We start from the raw sequence: 23851 nt of genomic DNA, 5'->3' as shown, positions 1-23851 counted from the left end.
CTCCCTTCTTGCTGGGGACTTGATACGGGACGGTCGGTCAGACCGGGTCCTCTTCCTGAAAGCGCACCCCGATCTTGCTTGGTACGCTCTCGTCCATTTCGGCCACGGTCCAGATCAGGCCCTGCCATTCGATGTGGTCACCGACCACCAGATTATCGCCCAACTGGTTGGCAATAAAATCGCCCAGTGTCTGATCCGCCACCTCGCTCACATCCAGCCCATAGAGAGGGGCGAGATCCACCAGCCGTGCCGTCGCTTCCAGCAGGAAGTCACCGAAGAAGCGGGGGCCGAGATCCTGCTCCGGCGCTTGACTGAACAGCTGGCCGAGGGCGGGGAGGTCACGTTCGTGACCGATGACGCAAAGGATATCGTCCGCCTGCAGACAGGTACTGCCCGAGGGGTGGAGCAGCTCGCGGCCACGAAACAGGGCGCAGATCCGGGTGCCGGCGGGCATCTGCAGATCCCGCAGTGGCGAGCCGATGCACCACTTCTCCTCCCCCAGCTGGTAGACGAAGGTCTCCCACTGGCTGTCGAGATCGATCTCGAGCCCGGAGCGGTTGATGGGCGACGGCGGTGCCGGTACCTCCACCCGCGCCAGTTTTGATGCCAGCGGCAGCGAGCTGCCCTGCAAAATCAGCGAAACCAGCACCACGAAGAAGGCGACGTTGAAGTAGAGCTGGGCGTTGGGCAGTCCCGCCATCATGGGGAAGACCGCCAGAATGATGGGCACGGCGCCGCGCAGGCCAACCCAGGAGATAAACCAGCGCTCGCGGGGGGCGAAGTTCTTGAACGGCAGCAGCCCGATCCAGACCGACACCGGGCGGGCAAACAGGATCATCCACATCGCCAGCGCCAGCGCGGGCAGGGCGATGGGCAGCAGCTTGTGGGGGGAGGCGAGCAGCCCCAGCACCAGAAACATGCCGATCTGGCTGAGCCAGGTCAGGCCATCCAGCACCGACAATGTGGTGCTGCGACTGCGCAGGGCGAGGTTGCCGAGCAACAGACCGGTGAGATAGATGGCGAGAATGCCGCTGCCACCGACCGCAGTGGTGAGGGCGAAGATCAGCAGGCCACCGCTGACGGTGAGCAGCGGATAGAGCCCCGGCGCCAGACGGGCTGTGTTGATGAGGCGCCACAGCAGCCAGCCGCCGCCAAGGCCGATCCCGGCGCCAAGACCGAACTGCTTGACCAGTTGCAGCAGCAGGAAGCCCCCATCCAGCCCTTGCTGGGCGGTGGCGAGCACCTCGATGAGGGTGACGGTGAGAAACACCGCCATGGGGTCGTTGCTGCCTGACTCTATCTCCAGCGTCGCGCTCACCCGCTCGTTGAGGCTGCGCCCGCCAAGCAGGGAGAAGACCGCCGCCGCATCGGTGGAGCCGACGATGGCGCCGATCAGCATCCCCTGCATCAGGTTGAGGTCAAACAGCCAGGCAGCGGCGAGCCCCGTCAGGCCGGTGGTGATAGCCACCCCGACCGTCGCCAGCGACAAGGCAGGCCAGAGCGCCACCCGGAACGAGGAGACCCGGGTGCGCATGCCGCCGTCGAGCAGAATGATGGCGAGCGCCAGGTTGCCCACCAGATAGGCGATGGAGTAGTCAGCGAAGTGGATACCACCTGGGCCATCCTCACCGGCCAGCATGCCGACGGCGAGGAAGATAACCAGAATGGGAATACCGAGGCGGGAAGAGAGGGCGCTCAACAGTACGCTGGCTCCCACCAACAGGGCAGCGACAAAAAAGAAACTGTTGATGGTAGCGGCATCCAAGGGCGAACTCCTTCCTGGTAATGTGCAAAGTAGGCACATTATATGCAGTTAGGCCCCCCTTGTGTGGCTTATTTGTGCATCAATTTGCACTTTCTTACATTTTTCATCCCTTTTTTCAGCATGGCCGCGCCATATTCTGACAGTGACGGGGTTAACGAAAGCGGAGTCAAAGGAGCGTCGATTTCAGGATGCGCAGGGAGGAGAGGGCGGGGAAAAGCGAAACGGCACAGCAGAGGGAGAGGGGAGCACAAGGGCGCTCCCCACGGGATGGGGGCGGGATTCAGTCGTCCTCGTCATCCTTCACTTCGCGGATCTTGTCCTTGTAGTTGGGCAACTGCTTCTCCAGCCGTTTCATGTCTTTGATGGCATTGAGAAACAGCCCGAGCAGGAACAGCAGCGGCAACCCTATCCACAGCCAGAGATTCATGGGATTTTCCTTTCGTCAGGACAGGTGGTGACATAACGGGCCAAAATTTCATCAAGGTTGGCCAATATGGTCGACTTGCCTTCAATATCCGCCTGTTGCAGGCAAAGCGCCAGTGCCGCGGGATCGAGTCGCTGCTCATTGGACTCCAGCGAGAAGCTGATATGCCAAGGCTCGTAGGCGACCCCGCTCTCTGCCCCGACCGGCTTGGCATAAGGGAGGAAGAAGCCGAAGTCGCTCATATGGTCGCTGAGCCACTCGCTGAGATCCGCAAACCAGCCCCCGGCTTCATACTCCCACGGCTCCAGTGCCAGTTTGGTGTCGGCAGGCAGGCAGTCCGGGTCGTAGATATCGAGATCGGTCCCCCAGTGGTGACGGCTGGTGCCGGGCAGGGCGCTCCAGCGCAGGATGGCGTGCAGCCGCTCCACCTCGCTTAGTTGCAGGGCATCGATGGGCTGACTGTTGGCATCGAGCAGCGGCCGTTCGCCGCGCCACTTGCCATTCCAGATGGCGAGCTGGCGCTCGAAGCTGCGCCAGCTGGAGGCCGCCTGCAGGTTGAATCCCTCATAGGCGGCCGCCACCTGCATGTCGTTGAAGGCCGCCGCGGTAGCGGCGGTCAGCCGATGGGGGCCGCGTCCCACCAGAATAAGGTGGCTCTCGTCGAGCCCCAGCAGTTGTTCCTGCGTCATGCCAGCAGTCGCTCCAGCACCCCTTGATACATGTCGGCCAGCAGATCCAGATCGTCCGCCTTCACGCACTCGTTCACCTTGTGAATGGTGGCATTGACGGGGCCAAGCTCAATCACCTCGGCGCCGGTGGGGGCGATAAAGCGCCCGTCGGAGGTGCCGCCGGTGGTGAGCAGGGCCGGTCGCTGACCGTTTACCGCCTCGATGGCCGCCACGGCGGCATCGAGCAGCGCGCCGGTGTCGGTGAGGAACGGCTGGCCGGAGAGGGTCCAGCTCAGCTGATAATCGAGGCCATGTTTATCCAGCAGCGCTTCGACCCGCTCACGGATATCCATGTCGGTCAGTTCGGTACTGAAGCGGAAGTTGAACTGGACCTGCAGCTCGCCCGGAATGACGTTGGAGGCGCCGGTGCCGGCCGAGATGTTGGCGATCTGGAAGCTGGTGGGGGGGAAGTAGGCGTTGCCCTCATCCCACACGGTGGTGGCGAGTTCCGCCAGCGTTGGCGCGGCTTTGTGAATGGGGTTGTCAGCCAGATGGGGATAGGCGACATGGCCCTGCACCCCGCGCACCAGCAGATCACCTGTGATGGAGCCGCGGCGGCCGTTCTTCACCACATCTCCGACCACGGCAGTGGAGGAGGGTTCACCGACGATGCACCAGCGGATCTTCTCGTTGCGGGCCTCCAGGGTGTCGATCACCCGGGTGGTGCCATTGATAAAGGGCCCCTCTTCATCGGAGGTGATGAGAAAGGCGATGGACCCGGTGTGATCCGGATGCTCGGCCACGAAGCGCTCGACCGCCACCACCATGGCAGCCAGCGAGCCCTTCATGTCGGCGGCGCCGCGCCCATAGAGCACGCCATCCTTGATGGTCGGCTCGAACGGCGGAGTGTGCCATTTGTCCAGCGGCCCAGCGGGCACCACGTCGGTGTGGCCGGCGAAGCAGAACAGTGGCCCCTCGCTGCCACGGCGGGCCCAGAGGTTGGTGGTGTCCTCAAACACCATGGGCTCGATAACGAACCCGATCCTGGCGAGGCGCTCCGCCATCAGGGTTTGACACCCTTCATCGAGGGGGGTAACGGAGGGGCGACGGATCAGATCCTTGGCCAGTGCGATGACATCCGACATCAGTTGTCCTTAGTTGTCCTTAACGGGAGAAGAGGGATTGGTAGTGATCAGCCTTGAAACCCAGAGTCAGTTCGCCGTCACGATCCAGCAGCGGGCGCTTGATCATGGCCGGATGTTCCAGCAGCAGGGCGCGTGCCTTGGCGGTATCGAGCCCCTGTTTGGCCTCATCCGGCAGGGCGCGGAAGGTGGTGCCGCGGCTGTTGAGCAGGGCTTCCCAGCCGAGTTTTGCCAGCCAGCTGTCCAGATCGTCCGGATTCAGGCCGTCGGCGCGGTGGTCGTGAAAGCGGTAGTCGATACCGGCCTCATCCAGCCACTTGCGGGCTTTCTTGATGGTGTCGCAGTTCTTGATGCCATAGAGGGTGATGGCCATGGGGAGTCCTTCTCTTGTGGGCGCTGGCCGTGGGCCGCGTCCCGAAAATCCGAATCAACGCAGTGCAAGGGCCCGATTCTGGCATTGTGGCAATCCCATGGCAACGCCGATGGTCCGGCTCGCGGGTTTTACCGGAACTGGTCACACCTGAACGGCGATTTTGAGCACAAGGTCAGAAGCAGTGGGGCTGGCGTGCCCGATGGGGTTGGGTATTGCGGGAGAAGAGCCGCTATTGCAGGAGAAAAAGAGAAAGGGCAAACGCCAGATAGCCAAAACGCGCCAGCGGGCGCGTTTTGGTTGGCATCATCAAGCACCTCAATCAGTGCAGGGTGGTCCACTCATGGTCAAAGACCCGGGCCCGTTCCCAGGGTGCATCAGGCAGGCTGGAAGAGAGGCCAGTGTATTTGCCCACGTCGTCCACCACGATGGCGGAGAGGATCGGCAGGTTGTTTTCGGTGCAGTACATGCGGATGCGTTGCAGCAGGGTGCGCAGTTCATCCTGGCACTGCTCCAGCCCGGCCTGCTTGGCCAGTTTGGAGTAACGAATGGTAGTGCGTTCCTTTGCAGACTCGACGAGGATGTCCCACAGCTTGTAGTCGCAGGTCGAAGCACCTGCGGTGGCTTGGCTTGTCATAACTCTCTCCGGCGCGAAATGGTCGCTATATGTCGAAGCGCATCTTCGCCACTTCGGCGCCGTCAGATGTTGATCCAACGCAAAAAAGAGGGGAGTCGCGTCACACAATTCCCGGATATGGGGTGATAAAGGTTTTTCGGTAGTTGAAATAACGAAAAATTGTTACATGGCCGACATATTATGCTAATGAATCACGGTGACGGCACCTTTATTGATAGGGATCAAAGGCAAACAGTGGTCAGATCACTAGATTTCGCTCTTCGATAAATTTATCAGGAGTGAATATTGGAACTTTTATTCGTCTTGCTCGTTCTGGTCGCTGTGGTCTACGGCATCATCAAGGATTACAACCCGCAGGCGGTGCTGGCGCTGGCGGGCATGGCCATTTTTGCAGTGGCCTACTGGTTGGGGCTGCACCCCATTCTCCCCGCTGACAAGAGCACCGGCTTCGCCCTGTTCGACCTGTTCGAAGTGTTCAAGGGGATCTTCTCCTACCGTGCGGCGGGCCTCGGCCTCACCATCATGGCGGTGGCGGGTTTTGCCACCTATATGTCTCATATCGGAGCCTCCCAGGCGCTGGTGCGGGTGGCGGTCAAACCGGTGGCGGGCATCCAGTCCAGCTACCTGATGCTCTCCATCTGTTATCTGGTGGCGGTATTCGTCTCCCTGTTCGTCACCTCCGCCACCGGCCTTGGCCTGCTGTTGATGGTCACCATGTATCCAGTGATGCGCAACCTCGGTATCAGCCCGGCCTCCGCCTGTGGCGTCATCGCCACCTCACAGGCGTTTGAAATTGGCCCGACCCAGACCAACGCCATCTTCTCCGCCGGTCAATCCGGCATGGATCCGACCAGCTATTTTGTCGACTACCAGATCTGGCTGGTGGCCCCCATGCTGCTGGTGACCATGGTGCTGCACTTCTTCTGGCAGCGTCACTGCGATCGCAAGGATGGCTGGGATCCGGCGCTCCATCGCGGCGATCACGCCGAGCTGGACGAACAGGGCACCGAGAGCGTGCAGGCGCCCACCTGGTATGCCCTGCTGCCGATCATCCCCTTCGTGCTGATGATGACCTTCTCCAAGCTGCTGGTGAGCGACATCAAGATGAGCGTGGAGGTGGCCATGCTGCTGTCGGTCTTTATCGGCATGCTGTGCGAGCTGCTGCGTAGTCGCTCGGTGCGTACCGCTTTTGCCGGGCTGTCGAGCTTCCTCGACGGTATGGGCAAGGTGTTTGGCCCCGTGGTGGCGCTCATCGTCTGTGCCGAGCTGTTTGCTGAATCCCTCAAGGCCATCGGTGCCATCGACACCCTGCTGCACTCTGCCAGCAATGCCGGTATCGGCAGCGGTCTGATGACCCTTGTGATGGTGGCGCTGATCATGGTAGCGGCGGTCATCATGGGCTCCGGCAATGCGGCGTTCCTCAGCTTCTCGACCCTGGCACCGGCGGTGGCGGCCAAGTTTGGCGTACCTGCGGTGACCATGCTGCTGCCGATGCAGCTCGCTTCCAGTATCGGCCGTACCGTCTCCCCCATCGCGGCTGTGCTGATCGCCTGTGCGGGGATTGCCAAGGTATCGCCCTTTACCGTGGTCAAACGCACCTGCGTGCCGATGGCGGGGGCGCTGGTGACGGCGTTGACCCTCAACTATCTGCTGTTTATGTAGTGATGTGGGTTATGTAGTGGTGTTTGGAATTTACCGGTCGGGCGGGTGGCATGGCTGCCCGCCTTTTTCTCACTGTGTCGCATTGTTGCAATAGACGATCGGCCATCAATGCTGATTGTTGCATGGAGAAGATAATGACAGTTGTAAAGAGCCCGTTTTCCCTCGATAGCTATCTGGCCGATCTGGCCCCGCTCATCAACCTCGATTGCGGTACTCGCACCCCGGCCGGGGTGGCGAAAGTGGCCGACATCATGACCGAGAAATATGAGGCCATCGGCTGGCAGGTGACTCGCCACCAGTTTGCTGCCGAGTGCGGCCCCTGCCTCGAGATCACCAATGCGCCGGGTGCCGATCACTACGATGTGATGCTGTGCGGCCACATGGATACCGTCTTCCCCGAGGGGACGGCGGCCAAGCGCCCGCTGAAAATCGAAGGCAATCAAGCCTTTGGTCCCGGCGTCTCGGACATGAAGAGCGGCCTGCTCTCTATCTGGTATGCACTCAAAGAGATGGATCCGGCATTGCTTGCCAAGCTCAAGGTGCTGGTCTGCTACAACTGCGACGAAGAGATTGGCTCCCCCTGGTCGAAAGATTGGCTGGTGGAGAAGGCCAAACAGAGCGGCTGCGTGCTGGTGGCCGAGGCAGCCCGTCCCAACGGGGATCTCATCAGCGCCCGCAAGGGCAATGCCAAGTACCGCATCACCTTCCACGGCAAGGCCTCCCACGCCGGTTCGGCCCTCACCGAAGGGGTCTCTGCCATCACAGAACTCGCTCATTGGGTGCTGGCCATCAACGAACAGGTCAACATGACCACGGGCACCACCATGAACGTCGGCGTGGTACAGGGCGGCACTGGCGTCAACGTGGTGCCGGATTTTGCCGAGGCGATCGTGGATTTGCGCTTCTGGAGCAACGAAGAGGCTGCAGCGGTACACGACCGGCTCACCTTTATGGCCAACAATCCCTTCCTCGCGGGTTGTCGGGTCGAGGTGGATCGCCAGACCTTCAAGCCGGCGATGCGCCCGAGTGGCGACACCGAGGCCGTGATGGCGCTGGTGGAGGCGGCTGCGAAAGAGGAGGGGATCACCTTCAACTGGCTGGAGGCCGGTGGCGGCTCGGATGCCAACTTTACCGCAGCGGCGGGCGTGCCGTCGCTGGATGGCTTCGGCCCCATGGGCGGTGGCTTCCACTCGGAGGCGGAATTCCTGCTGCTCGATAGCATCGAGCCGCGCATCCGCCTGCTGCAACGGGTGCTGGGCAAGCTGGCGAAATAAGCTGGTTTATCCCTTGTTCGGGTCGTCATGGCCTGCTCAAAACTGGTCCGCTCAAATCCAAACGGGAGGCTGTTGCCTCCCGTTTTTTTATCTCGATTTTTCGCGCGCTAAGTGAGCGGGCCAGATGGCCTGAGGCCGTTACCCCTGTGGCTCGGTCAGATAGGCCAGATGATCCTGCCGCGCCACCTGCCAGCCATCGAGGCGCAGTGGGGCGGCAAAGCCCGGGCCGTCAGTCACCATGGTGTGGTACTCCCCCTGCTCGCCGCAGGCATCGAAGCCCTCGCGCTCGGCCAGTTGCTGTAATTCCACGAGGGTGGCGGCATCGAGGGTACGCCCAGTCCACTCGGGAGCCAGCACCCGGGTATCGACGCAGGAGAGGTGGGCGACGATGCCGCGGGCCAGCATATCCGCCAGCAAGGCTTGACGAGATTGCTGCCAGAGCGGGGTGTGGACGGTGAGCCCCAGCGGCTGGCAGCGTTCGCGGATCCAGTTAGGCGCACCGCCCACGCTGTCGATATCGCCGGTGACTACGCCATCGAGTTGCCACTCCTCCTTGAGCCGTGCCAGTGCCCGCTCATAACCGAGATCGAACGGCGCCTCTATGGTGACCAGCAGATGGGGCAGCCCGAGGGCTTCCGCCTGACGGCGCACCAGCGGCAAAGGATGAGCGAGAAATCGGGGCTCTGGCGGGGCAAAGGTGGCCAGTGCCACCACCTGATAGCCCGCTTGGCGGGCATGACAGAGGGCCAGCATGGCATCTTTGCCACCGCTCCAGAGCAGGATGACGCGAGACATGGATGAGATTCCAATGGTGAACGAGGGGGCATGCTACCCAGCGGCGTGGGCAGAGGTAAAGGCATTGTGTCCGGAAATGGCGGCGGGGAAAGGGTTGGGGTCACAGAGCGGGAAAAAAGCAGGCCCCCGAAGCGGGGGCCTGTATTGCAATCGCGTGGTAAACGCGACTGCGATTAGAGCAGGATGCTGGTGAGGATAAAGCCCAGCGAGCAGGAGGTCACCACCCCGATCAGCCCCGGAATGATGAAGCTGTGGTTGATGATGAACTTGCCGATGCGGGTGGTGCCGGAGCGGTCGAAACCGATACAGGCCAGATCGCTCGGGTAGGTCGGCAGCACGAAGTAGCCGTAGCTCGCCGGCAGGAAGGCGATCAGCAGTTTCGGCTCCACACCCAGAGCCAGACCCATGGGGGCGATGGCGGTGAGGGCTGCGGCCTGGCTGTTTACCAGCTTGGAGATAAGGAACAGCACCAGGGCGTAGGTCCAGGGCTGGGCCTGTACCACATGGGCCAGGGTCTCTTTGAGCAGGGGCATGTGAGCCTGGAAGAAAGTCTCACTCATCCATGCCACCCCGAATACGGAGAAGATGGCGACCATACCTGCCTTGAAGACGGCGCCGTTGGCAATCTCGCCCGGCTTGACCTTGCAGCGCATCAGGATGATGGCACCGGCGATCAGCATCATCATCTGGATCACCAGGTTCATGGAGAGCGGGCCGGTCTTGTCCTTGATGGTGAACACCGGACGCAGACCTTCGTTGGCGCCGAGCAATACCACGGCAGCGATGGCGGCGAAGAAGATCCAGGTAGACCAGTAGGCCTCTTTCGGGAACTTGGTATTGAGCAGGGTTTCACCACCGCCGTAGATGAAGGCACGCTGCTCCGGGTCTTTGATCTTGGCCTGGAACTCTTCGTCCTTGTCCAGATCCTTGCCGCGACGCAGGCTCCACAGGGCTGCCACGATGACACCGGTCAGGGAGGAGGGGATGGCGATCATCAGGATGTCGAGCAGGCCGTAAGCCTGACCGATACCGTGACCGGCCGCCAGAATGGAGACCATGGAGACCACGGCAACGGAGACCGGGGAGGCGCAGATCGCCATCTGGGAGGCAACGGAGGCGACAGCCATCGGGCGCTCGGGACGGATGTTCTTCTGCAGCGCGATGTCAGCGATGATGGGGAACATGGTGTAGACCACGTGGCCGGTACCGCACAGGAAGGTGAGGGTCCAGGTCGTGAGCGGCGCCAGGATAGTGATGTATTGCGGGTGACGGCGCAGCAGACGCTCGGCCACTTGCATCATCAGGTTGAGGCCACCGGCAGTCTGCAGGGTGGCGGCACAGCCGATCACCGCCAGAATGGTCAGCATTACCTGAACAGGCGGTTCGCCAGGCACCAGGCCGAAGACGAAGGTCAGCAGGAAGAGACCGATACCACTGATGAGACCGAGTCCCATACCCCCAAAGCGGGTACCCAGCAGCAAGCAGCCGAGTACCACCAAAAATTCCATCAAGATCATTCCGTTACCTCGTGTGATTCAACCCATATTGCCGCGGGTAGCCTGAACCATGAATTGTCATTGTCTGTTTTATTTAGCCCAAAAGGGTTAGTTGTTATTCTGCTCCCCTGAAAAAGTGAAAAAATTGAGTTACTTCAATAACTCGATGAATTTTTGATTAAACCACTTAAAAACCACGTACTAACAAAAACATCATTTTTGTCACCGGGTGGTATCACTCGGGGCCAAGCCATTGGGTAGTCATGGTGGCAGCACAGTTTGGCAACAGGGCTGCAGGGGAGGGGCATAAAAAGGGCTCGATTGCGGCAGAAGAGGGTGAAAAAGCCAGCGCTCAGGCTATTTTTGCCAGCAAGGGCTGACTTCAGCGGGTTGGCTCACTTGGCCGCAGGTGCTTGCTGCAGATAGCGGCGCTGATAATCCTCGCTCAGCTTGGCAATATCCAATCTGGCAATGGCCTGTGCCACCCGTTGCTGCAACGCCTGTTGATCGGGACGAAACATGATGTGCAGGCTCTTGTGTTCGAGGATCTTCGGGTGAAACAGCAATCCGGCGCTTATCAGCTTGCGATCATGGTTGATGAGCCAGTGGAAGACATCCCGGTCGATCACCGCCAGATCGAGCCGGTCGCGCTGCAATTTGCGCAGGTTGAGCAGGTCTGCATCGACGGCGGCAGTGTTGAGGCGCTTGCTGGCCATCAGGGCATCGAATTCACGGGTGTTGACGTACCCCTCCACCACGCCGATCCGGTAGGAGGCGAGATCCGTGAGCTGCTGCCAGGGGATGGGGGGGCCTGAGCGCTGCGCCATGCCCAGCACGCTGTCGCCTACGCTGGGGGAGCTGCGCCACAGAGTGGGCAGGGTGTCGGAGAGGTACTCGGGAAAATAGCCGCTATAAGGCTGGGTCGGGTCGGCCGCCAGGCGCACCGCCCGCTGCCAGGGGTAGAAGTCGAATGTCACCTCCAGTCCCGCTTCGGCAAAGGCGCGTTTGACGATATGACCGGTGAGGCCGCCATCGGGCAGGCTCTGGCTGGTGTAGGGGGGCCACTCCAGGGTGGTCAGCCGAACAGGCTCGGCCCACAGTTGAACAGGCATGCAGGACAGCAATAGCGAGAGCAGCAGGCGATATCCCATAGGCGACGAGTTCCTTGTGCCGGTTGATCCTGAGTATCACCCATAACGGTGTGTCTAGTCCTGAAGTAGGTTTACACATTTTCGGCTAGCTTTGCTCCACTCAAACCCCCCGATGTACTGCATCGGGGGTTCTGTATTTCAACGCATGATGCGGCCGCTCCGCGTTGTAAATATCCACCGCTTCACGCACCATTTCCCGCGCTTGCGTCAAATCCTGCGGGCTTTGCAACAACAACTCTCCTTTCAAAATCCCGTTCACCCGCTCCGCCAACGCATTCTGGTAACAGTCATACCCATCCGTCATCGAACATTTCACCCCGTACCGTTCATGTAATGACTGATACAGCCTCGAGCAATACTGCACGCCGCGGTCTGAGTGATGGATTAGCTCCCCTCTGCCACACCGTTGCTTCAGTGCTTTCTTGAACGCCATCGCCACCGACTCGGCATGCATTCCTTCGTGTACGTGGTGGCCTACTATCTTGCGTGAGTACGCATCCGTCACCAGGCTCAGGTACAGCGGCCCGCTCCTGGCTGGCAGATAGGTGATATCTGCGACCCAGACCTGCTCCGGGGCCACCGGCGTAACCTGCTCTGGCCCAGCCTTGAGCAAGTTGGGATGACGGTAGAAACGGTGAAAACTGTGGGTGGTCTTGTGATACGCCCGTCTGGGCAGCACCAGCAGGCGGTGCTCGGCCGATATCCGAAACAGCCTGTCCCGCCCGACCTTGAGCCCGCCATCATCCTGCCCCTGCAGCAGATAATGCAGCTTGCGAGTGCCCACCCGAGGTTGTCGCAGTCGAACCTGACGCATAAAGCGCACCACCTGCAATCCCTGTGCATGGCGCTCGTCGGCGACCCGATTGCGCTTGTAGTAAGCCTGCCGGCTTATCCCCAGAAACAGGCAAGCCCTGACGATGGTCAGCTTCTCGACTTGCCGCTGCGAGAGGACTTGCCGGGTCGCTTTTTTACGATGGAGACGCCGTAGTCATTCTTCAGTACATCGACGACGGCCTCAAAGAACTGGGCTTTCTGACTCATCCGCGCCAGCTGTTGCTCGAGTTCCTTGATACGCTGCTCGGGCGTCTGGTTGTCGGGGTCAGGCATGGTGATGCTCCTGCCGGCACGTACAGAAGCCCCCTGGCTCCAATCTTGCCGACCATGTTTACGCAACCATACCAGAACGGTGGAGCGGCCCTGAATGCCATAACGCACCTGAGCCTGTTTGTAGGTGAGCTCGCCTTTTTCAATCTGCTCGACCAGCGCCAGTTTAAAAGTCAGCGAGTAATCGCGCTGTGTCCGTTTCACACCTTGTCCCATCGGGTTCTCCATTTATTTGGGGGATGGTGTAAACCATATTCAGGACGGGACAGTGACAATAAAAAAGCCGACCCACAGGTCGGCTTTTGCAATGCAGTGACAAGATGCCGCTGATCAGAACTCTGCGGTACGCGGAGTACGCGGGAACGGGATCACGTCGCGGACGTTGCCCATGCCGGTCACGTATACCACCAGACGCTCGAAGCCCAGACCGAAGCCGGAGTGCGGCACGGTACCGTAGCGGCGCAGGTCGCGGTACCACCAGTAATCTTCCTTGTTCAGGCCCATCTCGGCCAGACGGGCATCCAGCACGTCCAGACGCTCTTCACGCTGGGAACCACCGATGATCTCGCCGATGCCCGGTGCCAGTACGTCCATCGCGGCAACGGTCTTGCCGTCGTCGTTGAGGCGCATGTAGAAGGCTTTGATATCTTTCGGGTAGTTCTTCACCACCACCGGAGACTTGAAGTGCTCCTCCGCCAGATAGCGCTCGTGCTCGGAGGAGAGATCGATACCCCAGGAGACCGGGAACTCGAACTTCTTGCCGCAGTTTTGCAGCACTTCGATGGCGTCGGTGTAGTCGATCTGGGCGAAGTCGGAGGAGACGAAACGCTCCAGACGGCCGATGGCATCCTTGTCCACGTGCTGGGCGAAGAACTCCAGATCGTCGCGACGCTCGGTCAGTACGGCGTTGAAGACATACTTCAGCATGGCTTCGGCCAGTGCGGCGTTATCTTCCAGATCGTTGAAGGCCACTTCCGGCTCAACCATCCAGAACTCGGCCAGGTGGCGGCTGGTGTTGGAGTTTTCAGCGCGGAAGGTCGGGCCGAAGGTGTAGACCTTGGAGAGGGCGCAGGCATAGGTTTCGGCGTTCAGCTGGCCGGATACGGTCAGGAAAGCCTCTTTGCCGAAGAAATCTTCGTTGTAGTCCACCTTGCCGGCGTCGGTGCGCGGCAGGTTTTCCATATCCAGGGTAGAGACACGGAACATCTCGCCGGCACCTTCGGTGTCAGAGGCGGTGATGAGCGGGGTCGCAACCCAGAGGAAACCCTCTTCGTGGAAGAAGCGGTGGATGGCTTGCGCCAGGCAGTGACGAACGCGGGTCACGGCGCCAACGATGTTGGTGCGCGGGCGCAGGTGAGCCTGTTCACGCAGGTATTCGATGCTGTGGCGCTTGGCGGCCATCGGGTAGGTGTCCGGATCTTCGACCCAGCCGACTACCTTCACCTCGGTCGCCTGCAGTTCGAAAGCCTGGCCGCTGCCCTGAGAGGCGGCAACCACGCCGGTCACTTCCACGGAGCAGGCAGTGGTCAGACGCAGCACTTCATTCTCGTAATTGGCCAGGGTATTGGGGACAACTGCCTGTACCGGATGGAAACAGGAGCCATCAGAAATGGCCAAAAATGAGATCCCCGCCTTGGAATCACGGCGAGTCCGGATCCACCCTTTGACAGTTTGGGTGGTGCCGACCGGATACTTACCGGCCAGCACATCTACTACGGATGCGTGCGTCATCGAAATATTGTCTCCAGCTTGTTCTTGCAGCGCTATTTGCAACACTAGGGAGTCTGGCCCGGGCACAGATGGCCCACCATGGCAGACTAAGCCGTCAATCTTACCCGCGCGGGTTTGATAAACAAGCAAAAATGTCGGACTCTGGTGGGGTTTTCGGCATGGTTCACTCAACAAGAGTGTCACGGGCGCAGGAGAGGTGGGTGAAAGATCGGCGGCATGGGCCAGATTGGCTGACACGGGTGTTGCAGGGGCTGGTGATGCTCTGCTGGGGCGGCTTTATCGTGCTGCTCTCCCTTTACCACTATGCCCGGCCCGAAATTGCCTACGGTTTTCTGGTCTATGGCGGGATCGAGGTGCGCGATTATTGGGACCCGGCCCTTACCCCCTGGTTGGTCTACGGGCTCTGGAGCTGTTGCGCCCTGACGCTGGCGGTGTTGCTGCTGGAGCGCAAGCGCAGCCGCCGTCAGGATGACTCCCGGCATGTCAATCTGGCCATCCTGCTATTGGTGCTGATCGCCAGCTTGCTCTTCTACTACGTCGGTTAAGCGCCCGCCTCAGCGGGGCTGATCCGGCTCCTGCCTGCTGGCCTTGGTGCGCTTGCCGAGCTGGCGCTCCACACTGTCGAGCATCTGGTTGTAGGCCACCGCCACCCGGCCAATCTCGTCGCCGTCATCCCCCTCCAGCCGGTGGCCGAAGTCGTGCAAGTCGGTGGCCTCTTCCATGGAGCGGGTCAACTGGTTGAGGGGGCGCACGATCCAGGTGCGGATGACCCAGAGGGTCAGCAGCAGTCCCATCCCGAAGATGCCGGTGAGGATCAGCGCCGAGGTGAGGATATTCTGCTCGACCCGGGTAAACAGCGAATCGAGGGAGTAGTCAAAGCGCACCGCACCGAGCACAGTGTTCTCCGGCACCAGATGACAGCTGGTGCAGTCGGTGCCGCGAAAATCCTTCTTGGCTAGTAGCGGTCGGGTCACTACCAGACGGCTGTGCATGCCGTTGTGCACCACCTCCAGACTCCCTTTGCCCGCCAGAGCCAGCTCATCAAACTCATCTTTTACCTGCTCTGTCTCCCGTCCAGGCCCGAACTGTTTGCTCACCGCGTCGCCACGGACGATGCGGGCATCCTCCACATGGGCGTGGTCGAGAAACTTGCCGCGCAGGGTATCGCGGGCATCCATCTTGCCGGTCAGCATCAGCATGTTGAGGCCGTCGAAATAGGCTTCGGTCTGCTCGCGGCTCTGCTCCTTGATGAGGGTCAGGATGAGATCGCGCTCGCGCACCGCCTGATAGGCTGCGGAGAAGACCAGTACCATGGAGAAGATGAAGAGCAGGAAAAAGTTGATTTTGGCAGCAATGGAGAGGCGCATGAGCAGTCTTTCTTGATGGTAAAACCGCAGCAGTTTACCCCTCTTGGGGCCTCAGGTCTGGTGTTTTGCTCACATTACGGCAAGTGAAACTGCACTGAAGTGGATAAAGTTGCCCTCTTTATATATCAAATGCTGGTAGTCAAACGGGCGGCTGCGATGGCCGCCCGCTGCATGCCTTAAAACTCGCCTTCGGTGATGGCCTGACGGATGGCGCCGGTCAATACCCGCAGCTCTTCAGGGGTGATGACGAACGGGGGCATCAGGTAGACCAGCTTGCCAAAGGGGCGGATCCAGGCGCCCAGTTCGACAAACTTGCGCTGGATGCGCGCTACATCCACCCGCTCTTTCATCTCCACCACCCCGATGGCGCCGAGCACTCGCACATCCGCGACCGCCGGGTGCAGGGTCAGCTCTACCAGCTCGGTACGCAACTGATGCTCGATGGCGCGCACCCGCTCCTGCCAAGGTGAGGTCAGCAGCAACTCGATGGAGGCGTTGGCCACCGCGCAGGCAAGCGGGTTGCCCATAAAGGTGGGGCCGTGCATAAAGACGCCGGCCTTGCCGTCACAGATGATGCGGGCGACATGCTCGGTGGTCAGGGTCGCCGAGAGGGTGAGGTAGCCGCCGGTAAGCGCCTTGCCCAGACACATGATGTCGGGGCTGATCCCCGCCCAGTCGCAGGCAAACAGCTGGCCGGTGCGGCCAAAGCCGGTGGCAATCTCGTCGGCAATCAGCAGCACACCGAACTCGTCGCACAGGGCGCGCACCCACTGCAGGTAGCGGGGGTGATAGAAGCGCATGCCGCCAGCGCCTTGCACTATGGGCTCAAGCACGATGGCGGCGATCTCCTCGTGATGATCGGCCATGAGTGTCGCCAGCCCCACCACGCACTGCTCGTCCCACTCGGCGTGGAAGCGACAGCTGGGCGCATCGACAAAATAGTGTTCCGGCAGGAATCCCTTGTAGAGCTCATGCATGCCGCCATCGGGATCGCAGACGCTCATGGCGCCAAAGGTGTCGCCGTGATAGCCGCTGCGCAGGGCGACAAATTTGGCTCTGGGCGTCCCCTTGGCGTGCCAGTACTGCTGGGCCATCTTGAGCGCCACTTCCACTGCCACCGAGCCGGAATCGGCCAGAAATACCCGATCAAGCCCCTTCGGAGTGATCTCCACCAGCTTGCGGCAGAGCTCGACCGCCGGGGCGTGGGTGAGGCCGCCAAACATCACGTGAGACATCTTGCCGAGCTGGGCAGTGGCGGCGGCGTCCAACTCCGGCACCTGATAGCCGTGCACGCAAGCCCACCAGGAGCTCATGCCATCCACCAGTTCGCGGCCATCGCTGAGAGTGATCTTCACCCCTTTGGCGCTGGCCACTTCATAGCAGGGCAGGGGGTGAGTGAGGGAGGTATAGGGGTGCCAGATGTGGTGCAGGTCGAATTCTTGGTTGGTCATTTGTTGTTCTATTGTCAATTGGTTTGATCTGGTCGGTGTTGACAGTCTACGCGTGCTCTCTACACTAGCCAACAATTTCAGCCACTTGGCACTGCGCATCACCCTGAGCGCGCAGGCCCGGCGGCGGGTTTTGTGGCCGTCCATCCCAAGATGGCGGGCGCAGGATCCCACTAATAACAACCGGAAGCCATGTATGAATGCTCTCACCGCGGGCGGTCACGCCCTTCGTCACGACTGGACACTCGCCGAGGTTCAGGCCCTGTTTGCCCTGCCGTTCAACGATCTGCTGTTTCAGGCCCAGACCGTCCACCGCGCCCACTTTGACCCGAACGAAGTGCAGGTGAGTACTTTGCTCTCCATCAAGACCGGCGCCTGCCCGGAAGATTGCAAATACTGTCCCCAGAGTGCCCGTTATCACACCGGCCTGGAGGCCGAGCGACTGATGGAGGTGGAGAAGGTGCTGGAGCGGGCCCGCGAAGCCAAGGCCAACGGCTCGTCCCGTTTCTGCATGGGGGCCGCCTGGCGCAACCCCAAAGAGAAGGACATGCCCTACATCATCCGGATGATCGAGGAGGTGCGCGGGCTCGGTATGGAGACCTGCATGACGCTAGGGATGCTTACCGCCGATCAGGCGGCGCGTCTGGGGGCCGCGGGGCTTGATTATTACAACCACAACCTCGACACCTCGCCGGAGTTTTACGGCGAGATCATCTCCACCCGCACCTATCAGGACAGGCTCGATACTCTGGAGCATGTGCGCAGCGCCGGCATGAAGGTCTGCTCCGGTGGTATCGTCGGCATGGGTGAGCAGGCGAAAGATCGGGCGGGCCTCTTGATGGCACTGGCCAATCTGCCGCGCCACCCGGAGAGCGTGCCCATCAACATGCTGGTCAAGGTGAAGGGCACGCCGCTGGAGAGCCAGGAGAACCTCGATCCGTTCGAATTTATCCGCACCATCGCCGTGGCGCGGATCATGATGCCCGCCTCCCATGTGCGCCTCTCTGCCGGGCGGGAGAAGATGAATGAGCAGATGCAGGCCATGTGTTTTATGGCCGGGGCCAACTCCATTTTCTATGGCTGCAAGTTGCTGACCACCCCCAACCCGGACGAAAACAGCGATATGCAGCTGTTCAAGCGGCTCGGCATTCGCCCTGCCCAGCGGGCCCAGAAGCCGGATCAGGTTCAAGAAGAGGAACTGCTGGCCGAGGTGAGTCGCCAGAGCGAGCCTGCCGAGATGTTTTATGACGCCACCCGCCCCCGTGCAGGGGCTGCGCGGTCATGAACGGCCCTGCAGTAACGGGCCCCTTTGGGTTGGGCGCGGCTCTGGCCGAGCGCGAGCAGGTGGGTCTGCTGCGCAACCGCATCGCGACCGACGGGGCGAGTGGCGGGCGGCTCAGGGTTGCAGGGCGCGAATACCTCAATTTTTCCGCCAACGACTATCTGGGGCTGGCAGATCATCCCGCTATCAAGACCGCCTTCAACGCGGGGATTGAGCGTTATGGCACGGGCTCCGGCGCCTCGCCGCTGGTGACCGGTTACAGCCGTGCCCACCAACAGCTTGAGGAGACCCTGGCCGAGTGGCTCGGGGTGGAGGCGGTGCTGCTGTTCAACTGCGGCTTTTCTGCCAATCAGGCGGTGCTCAAAGCGCTGCTCGGCAAGGAGCATCTGCTGTGGCAGGACAAACTCAACCACGCCTCTTTGCAGGAAATGGGCAGCCAGCTCCCCTGCAAGATGAAACGCTTCGGTCACAACGATATGGCTGCCCTTGAACGGCAGCTTGAGCCAAATCGCGGACTGATTGTCTCGGAAGGGGTGTTCAGTATGGACGGGGATCAAGGCCCCTGGGCTGAGCTCACAACCCTGGCCGCCCGGAGCGGCAACTGGTTGATGATCGATGATGCCCACGGTCTTGGTGTGCTGGGCCCCGAGGGGCGTGGCACGCTGGCCGCACAAGGGGTGAACCCGGCCTGCGTACACATCCAGATGGGCACTTTTGGCAAGGCGCTCGGGGTTGCCGGTGCCTTTGTCGGCGGCAGTCGCGAACTGGTGGAGTATCTGGTCAACTTCGCTCGCCACTATGTCTACAGCACCCATATGCCCGCCGCGCAGGCTTGCGCGGTCAGCAAGAGCATCGAACTGGTGCGCGCGGCTGATGAGTCCCGCGCCCATCTTGGCCAGCTGATCGCTCGCTTCCGGCAAGGGGCCAAGGATCAGGGTTGGCAGCTTGGCGCGAGCGATACCCCGATCCTGCCGCTGCTGGTGGGGGAGAGCAGTGTTGCCCTGCAACTGGCTGAACGGCTGCGGGATCGCGGCGTCTGGGTGAGCGCCATCCGCCCGCCCACGGTGCCAGTCGGTACGGCCCGGCTGCGTATTACCCTGAGCGCGGCTCACCGCGAACAGGATGTGGATCGCCTGCTCGATGTCTTGGGGGTCTGCCCTGCAGCGATAACGGTTGGGGAGGCTCACCATGACTGAGCGTTTTCAAACGGTTGACAAGGCGCAGCTTGCTCGCCGTTTCGGCGCCGCCGCTCGTCATTACGATGCCCATGCCCGCTTTCAACAGGAGGTGGGTCAGGCGCTGCTGAAATGGATGCCAGACAGGCTGGTTGGGACTGAACTGACGGTGAGCGGGCTGGATCTGGGCTGTGGCACCGGCTTTTTCTTGCCCCAACTGGCGAACCGTTGTCACCAGCTGGTGGGGCTGGATCTCGCCCCCGGCATGCTGGCGCAGGCCGCTTTGCGTGGCAGCGGTGCTCGCCTGCTCTGCGGCGATGCGGAGCAGCTTCCTTTTGCCGATAACACATTCGACTGGGTGTTCTCCAGTCTGGCGCTGCAGTGGTGCGAGCGTCCGGCCCAGGCTTTCAGCGAGCTGCTGCGGGTGGTCAAACCGGGCGGCCAGATCTTTTTCTCGACCCTGCTCGATGAGTCGCTCTGGCAGTTGCGAGCCGCCTGGCAGCAGCTTGATGGTCGCGCCCATGTCAATCGCTTCCTCAGCCTGCCACAATTGGAGCAGGCACTGGCGAGCGCCGGGGTATCTGCTCCCGAGCTGCGTTGTATCACCTGGGATCTCGCCTATCTTGAATTGCCGCAGTTGTTGCGTGATCTCAAGGGGATTGGGGCCAATCAGGTCAACGACAATCAAGGGAGTGCCGCCCCGGCCGGTCTGAGCGGGCGCGCCAGATTGCAGCAGCTGGCGCAGGCGTATGAGGCGTTTCGCCAGCCCGATGGCAGGTTGGTCGCCAGTTATCGGGTGTGCCTCGGCCGTCTCAGCAAGCCTTGCTGAGCGCTGGAAATCGCATTGTGTGCAGGGTAGTCAACGGGCCCTGCCAAGGAGAGAACCGTATGAAAACATTCTTTATCACCGGCACCGATACCGATGTGGGCAAGACGCTGGTGGCGCGCACCCTGCTGCGCGAATTCAGCGCACAGGGAATCAAGTGTGCGGGTTACAAGCCGGTCTCGGCCGGATGTGCCCGCACTCCGGACGGGCTGCGCAACCTGGATGCCGTTCTGTTGCAGGAGGCGGCGAGCCTGCCGCTGCCCTATGAGGTGGTCAATCCGTTCGCCTATGAGCCGCCGATTGCGCCCCACATCGCCGCCAGCGAGGCGCGCCAGCCCATCACCATGCAGGGGTTGAGCGAGGGGCTACGCAAGATTGAACAGGCCGGGGCCGAACTGGCGGTAGTGGAAGGGGCTGGGGGCTGGTATCTGCCGCTCGATCGCAAGCATCTGCTGTCGGACTGGGTGAAACAGGAGAACATGGCGGTGATCATGGTAGTGGGGGCCAAGTTGGGTTGCCTCAACCATGCGCTGCTCACCTTTGCCGCCATCCGCAACGATCAGCTGCCGGTGGCGGGGTGGGTAATTAATCGGCTCCATGGTTCCATGAGCCATTATCAGGAAAATCTGGACACCCTGAGGGGCTTGCTGCCTGCCCCCTTCCTCGGCGAAATTCCGTTTATAAACAATCCGCTTGAAGCCGATTTGCAGGGGCGTCTTGATATCTCGCCGCTACTTTGACGGCATATTCAGCGAACATTCATCGAATCTCCCTAGAATGTCGACATTAACATGATCAGGTGGGGATCCCGAGTGATCCCCGGTCATGTCCCTTATCTTCACAAGGAGTCTATATGAAGCGAATTATGCTATTCCTGGTGACCAACCTGGCCGTCATGCTGGTGCTGGGGGTGGTACTCAATATCCTGTTCTCGGTTCTGGGGATCAACAAGTCCAGCATTTCCGGGCTGTTGGTGTTCTGTGCCGTGTTCGGTTTTGGGGGTTCCTTTATCTCCTTGCTGATGTCCAAGTGGATGGCCAAGCGCAGCTATGGCGTCCAGGTCATCGAGCAACCCCGTAACGAGACCGAGCACTGGCTGGTGAGTACTGTGGCCCGTCAGGCCCGCGAAGCGGGTATCAAGATGCCGGAAGTGGGGATCTACGACTCTCCCGAGATGAACGCCTTTGCCACCGGTGCCCGCCGCGATGATTCGCTGGTGGCGGTCTCCTCCGGCCTGCTCTACAGCATGAGCCGTGACGAGGCGGAAGCGGTACTGGCCCACGAGGTGAGCCACGTGGCCAATGGCGACATGGTGACCCTGACCCTGATCCAGGGGGTGGTGAACACCTTCGTGATGTTCTTCGCCCGGATCGTGGCTGGCGTGATCAGCAACTTCTTCAGCTCCAACAACGAGGAAGAGAGCAGCAGTACCGGCGGTTTTGCCTACATGATCACCGTGTTCGTGCTGGAAATGCTGTTCGGTATTCTGGCCTCCATCATCGTCATGTGGTTCAGCCGTCAGCGTGAGTTCCGTGCCGATGCCGGTGCCGCCAAGCTGGCCGGTCGCGACAAGATGATTGCCGCCCTTGAGCGCCTCTCCCGCGGTGCCGAGCCTCAGTTGGAAGGCTCCATGATGGCCTTTGGCATCAACGGCAAGCGCTCCATGAGCGAGCTGTTCATGAGCCACCCGCCCATCGAGCAGCGTATCGCCGCCCTGCGTGGTTGATAGATACTGAATGACGGGGATCACCCCGAATAAAAAAACGGCTGCCTTCGGGCAGCCGTTTTGCTTTTCAGCGTTCTTTAAAGCTTGAAGTGTCCCATCTCCTGGCGCAGTACCCGTGATAGCTGCTTGAGCTTGGCCGCCTCTTGGGACACGTGGCGGGCGGCATCCCCCGATTGCTCGGAGAGAGAGGTGATGTTGCCGACGGTAGAGACCACCTCGTTGGCGGCGGTGGACTGCTCGCGCAGGGTGTGGCTGATCTCCCCCATCAGGCCGGTGAGGTTGGAGGCGTGGCTCTGGATGCTGGCGATCGCCTCGCCGGTCTGGTTGGCCAACGTGACACCGCGAGAGACGTTGTTGACCGTGTTCTCCATGCTGCGGATGGAGGCATCGGCCCCGCTCTGGATCTTGCTGATCATCCCGGTGATCTGTTGGGTTGAGGCCGCCGAGCGACTGGCCAGATTGCGCACCTCGTCGGCCACCACCGCAAAGCCGCGACCCTGTTCACCGGCCCGCGCCGCCTCGATGGCCGCGTTGAGGGCCAGCAGGTTGGTCTGATCGGCGATGCCGCGGATCACCCCGATGATCTCCGAAATCTGCTGGGTATGGCCGTTGAGCTCGGAGATGGTGCTGGCTGCATCCCCCACTGTGGTGGAGATATTCTCGATGCTGCCAAGCGTCTCTTTAATGACCCCTGACCCCTCCTCCAGGGTATTGGCTGAGACCTTGCTCAGCTCGTCGGCATGGGTGGCATTGTCGGAGAGGTGACTGATGCTCACTACCAGCTCCTCAATGGCGGCGGCCATGGTCTGGGTGCTGGTTTGCTGATCGGTGGCAAACTGGGCGGTCTGCTCGGCAATTTGGGCGATGCTGTCGGCAGAGTGGGACAACTCCTCGGTGGAGTGAGAGACCTTGGCGATGATCCCCTTGAGGGTGGTCTGCATACCGCCGAGCAGGCCGATCAGGCTCTCTTTCGATCCTGCCGGCACCTTGATGGGGCGCGAGAAGTCCCCTTCCGCCATCATATGGAGATCGGTCTTGAGCTGTTCGACCGAGGTGCCCACCAGATCGAGCAGGGAGCGATAGGTGCGCCAGAGGAAGAACATCAACACCAGACCGAGGGCGATAAAGAGATAGCGCAGCATATCGGTATTGGCGATGGCGCTCTCGACCGCCTCATGGTTGCGCTGCTCCATCATCACGTAGAAGTCATCGATGGGGGACATGATGCGCCCCTTGTTCTGGTGATAGGCCTTGTCATGCATCATGGCGATGGCTTTTTGCTGGTTGGCAACCGGGTCGCCATCGCTCTGCTGCACCAGCTTGAAGGCGGCGACCTCGGTGTTGACCAGCGCATCCGAGTTGTTTTTGGCCTCGTTCAGTTTGGCGAGCTCACCGTCGGTGAAACCGGCATCCTTCATCAGGTCGATCAGGCCACGGCGAACATTGCTGTCGGGGCGGGGATTCTGGCCGTTGGCGGCGACAAAGTCCCAGTAGATACGGTTGTAGCCATCCGGCCTCGGCTGCTCGCCGTTGCGAATGGCCAGGATCCGCATGTACTGCTGTTCGTAGGCTGGATCCTTGGTGATGACGTAGGTGCGCCCGAGTCGGGTCAGATCATCGGAGGATTGGCGCAGTTCGTCGGCAAGCAGGTAGGAGACATATTGTTGTCGATAACTCTCTTCCAGTTGTTTCCCAGCCCAGCTGTAGGCGAAAAACACCAGTGACAGCAGGATCAGGGTGATGACGGATAGCAGCAGGTTGAGCTGAAAGGCGGGCTTGTTCTGTTCCATGGTATGGGCGTCCTTTCC

The 23851-nt window shown here is 60.9% G+C and carries 22 protein-coding genes; 8 read left to right on the top strand and 14 right to left on the bottom strand.

What is annotated here, in order from left to right:
* Nucleotides 1-37: 37 nt before the first annotated feature.
* The 6 genes from ACW5XC_RS04905 to ACW5XC_RS04880 form a co-directional block, all read right to left on the bottom strand.
* Nucleotides 38-1765 (bottom strand): potassium/proton antiporter, encoded by a 1728-nt coding sequence (locus ACW5XC_RS04905; RefSeq protein WP_042053965.1) that lies wholly within the window; start codon nt 1763-1765, stop codon nt 38-40.
* A gap of 280 nt (nt 1766-2045) precedes the next feature.
* Complete coding sequence (locus tag ACW5XC_RS04900) at nt 2046-2192, bottom strand: hypothetical protein (protein ID WP_005337933.1); 147 nt, start codon at nt 2190-2192, stop codon at nt 2046-2048.
* A complete protein-coding gene (locus ACW5XC_RS04895; RefSeq protein WP_042053964.1) occupies nt 2189-2878 on the bottom strand; it encodes a M15 family metallopeptidase in 690 nt (229 codons plus the stop codon). The genes ACW5XC_RS04900 and ACW5XC_RS04895 overlap by 4 nt, the downstream gene beginning before the upstream one ends.
* Nucleotides 2875-4002 carry a succinyl-diaminopimelate desuccinylase gene (gene dapE / locus ACW5XC_RS04890; protein WP_042053963.1) on the bottom strand — a complete coding sequence of 376 codons (1128 nt, stop codon included), beginning with the start codon at nt 4000-4002 and terminating at the stop codon, nt 2875-2877. The genes ACW5XC_RS04895 and dapE overlap by 4 nt, the downstream gene beginning before the upstream one ends.
* 19 nt (nt 4003-4021) lie before the next feature.
* On the bottom strand, nt 4022-4372 hold the full coding sequence (locus ACW5XC_RS04885) for an ArsC family reductase (RefSeq protein ID WP_005337930.1): 351 nt from the start codon (nt 4370-4372) through the stop codon (nt 4022-4024).
* A 319-nt stretch (nt 4373-4691) separates the two neighbouring features.
* The gene (locus ACW5XC_RS04880) at nt 4692-5006 is read right to left on the bottom strand and encodes a hypothetical protein (protein ID WP_005337929.1); all 315 of its coding nucleotides are present in this window, start codon (nt 5004-5006) and stop codon (nt 4692-4694) included.
* A gap of 285 nt (nt 5007-5291) precedes the next feature.
* On the opposite strand from ACW5XC_RS04880, the gene dcuC reads away from it, so the two are divergent.
* The gene (gene dcuC, locus ACW5XC_RS04875; protein ID WP_042053962.1) at nt 5292-6668 is read left to right on the top strand and encodes a C4-dicarboxylate transporter DcuC; all 1377 of its coding nucleotides are present in this window, start codon (nt 5292-5294) and stop codon (nt 6666-6668) included.
* Between the two features lie 134 nt (nt 6669-6802).
* Nucleotides 6803-7942 carry a M20 family metallopeptidase gene (locus tag ACW5XC_RS04870; RefSeq protein ID WP_042053960.1) on the top strand — a complete coding sequence of 380 codons (1140 nt, stop codon included), beginning with the start codon at nt 6803-6805 and terminating at the stop codon, nt 7940-7942.
* A 138-nt stretch (nt 7943-8080) separates the two neighbouring features.
* Here the strand turns inward: ACW5XC_RS04870 and ACW5XC_RS04865 are convergent, their stop codons facing one another.
* The 5 genes from ACW5XC_RS04865 to asnS all read right to left on the bottom strand — a co-directional run bounded on the left by ACW5XC_RS04865 (nt 8081) and on the right by asnS (nt 14219).
* A complete protein-coding gene (locus tag ACW5XC_RS04865; RefSeq protein ID WP_042053958.1) occupies nt 8081-8737 on the bottom strand; it encodes a Dph6-related ATP pyrophosphatase in 657 nt (218 codons plus the stop codon).
* Nucleotides 8738-8910: 173 nt separating this feature from the next.
* On the bottom strand, nt 8911-10254 hold the full coding sequence (locus ACW5XC_RS04860) for an anaerobic C4-dicarboxylate transporter (protein ID WP_005337916.1): 1344 nt from the start codon (nt 10252-10254) through the stop codon (nt 8911-8913).
* A gap of 374 nt (nt 10255-10628) precedes the next feature.
* Entirely contained in the window at nt 10629-11384 is a 756-nt protein-coding gene (locus ACW5XC_RS04855; protein ID WP_042053957.1) for a substrate-binding periplasmic protein, read from the bottom strand.
* Nucleotides 11385-11484: 100 nt separating this feature from the next.
* A protein-coding gene (locus tag ACW5XC_RS04850; RefSeq protein ID WP_456516095.1) for an IS3 family transposase occupies nt 11485-12704 on the bottom strand; the annotation gives its coding sequence in 2 pieces (ribosomal slippage) (nt 11485-12356 and nt 12356-12704; 1221 coding nt in all).
* A 114-nt stretch (nt 12705-12818) separates the two neighbouring features.
* Entirely contained in the window at nt 12819-14219 is a 1401-nt protein-coding gene (gene asnS / locus ACW5XC_RS04845; RefSeq protein ID WP_042055583.1) for an asparagine--tRNA ligase, read from the bottom strand.
* A gap of 200 nt (nt 14220-14419) precedes the next feature.
* Between asnS and ACW5XC_RS04840 the strand changes: the two genes are divergently transcribed.
* Nucleotides 14420-14764 carry a hypothetical protein gene (locus ACW5XC_RS04840; protein ID WP_005359354.1) on the top strand — a complete coding sequence of 115 codons (345 nt, stop codon included), beginning with the start codon at nt 14420-14422 and terminating at the stop codon, nt 14762-14764.
* A 9-nt stretch (nt 14765-14773) separates the two neighbouring features.
* Here the strand turns inward: ACW5XC_RS04840 and ACW5XC_RS04835 are convergent, their stop codons facing one another.
* Entirely contained in the window at nt 14774-15586 is an 813-nt protein-coding gene (locus ACW5XC_RS04835) for a HAMP domain-containing protein (protein ID WP_005350472.1), read from the bottom strand.
* A gap of 176 nt (nt 15587-15762) precedes the next feature.
* Nucleotides 15763-17037 carry an adenosylmethionine--8-amino-7-oxononanoate transaminase gene (gene bioA, locus ACW5XC_RS04830; RefSeq protein ID WP_042055582.1) on the bottom strand — a complete coding sequence of 425 codons (1275 nt, stop codon included), beginning with the start codon at nt 17035-17037 and terminating at the stop codon, nt 15763-15765.
* Nucleotides 17038-17230: 193 nt separating this feature from the next.
* On the opposite strand from bioA, the gene bioB reads away from it, so the two are divergent.
* The 5 genes from bioB to htpX all read left to right on the top strand — a co-directional run bounded on the left by bioB (nt 17231) and on the right by htpX (nt 22043).
* Complete coding sequence (gene bioB, locus ACW5XC_RS04825; protein ID WP_042055580.1) at nt 17231-18319, top strand: biotin synthase BioB; 1089 nt, start codon at nt 17231-17233, stop codon at nt 18317-18319.
* Complete coding sequence (gene bioF, locus ACW5XC_RS04820; protein ID WP_042055577.1) at nt 18316-19512, top strand: 8-amino-7-oxononanoate synthase; 1197 nt, start codon at nt 18316-18318, stop codon at nt 19510-19512. The genes bioB and bioF overlap by 4 nt, the downstream gene beginning before the upstream one ends.
* A complete protein-coding gene (bioC, locus tag ACW5XC_RS04815; protein ID WP_042055576.1) occupies nt 19505-20320 on the top strand; it encodes a malonyl-ACP O-methyltransferase BioC in 816 nt (271 codons plus the stop codon). The genes bioF and bioC overlap by 8 nt, the downstream gene beginning before the upstream one ends.
* Nucleotides 20321-20379: 59 nt before the next feature.
* A complete protein-coding gene (gene bioD, locus ACW5XC_RS04810) occupies nt 20380-21057 on the top strand; it encodes a dethiobiotin synthase (protein ID WP_042055573.1) in 678 nt (225 codons plus the stop codon).
* 113 nt (nt 21058-21170) lie between these two features.
* The gene (gene htpX / locus ACW5XC_RS04805) at nt 21171-22043 is read left to right on the top strand and encodes a protease HtpX (RefSeq protein WP_005337890.1); all 873 of its coding nucleotides are present in this window, start codon (nt 21171-21173) and stop codon (nt 22041-22043) included.
* 77 nt (nt 22044-22120) lie between these two features.
* Here htpX and ACW5XC_RS04800 read toward each other — a convergent pair whose 3' ends face one another.
* A complete protein-coding gene (locus ACW5XC_RS04800) occupies nt 22121-23833 on the bottom strand; it encodes a methyl-accepting chemotaxis protein (protein ID WP_042055570.1) in 1713 nt (570 codons plus the stop codon).
* Nucleotides 23834-23851 lie beyond the last annotated feature (18 nt).

This window comes from Aeromonas sp. 25-AL00135, assembly GCF_054052385.1.
Note: the sequence above shows the minus strand (reverse complement) of the source record. Positions and strands in the feature narration are given on the sequence as shown.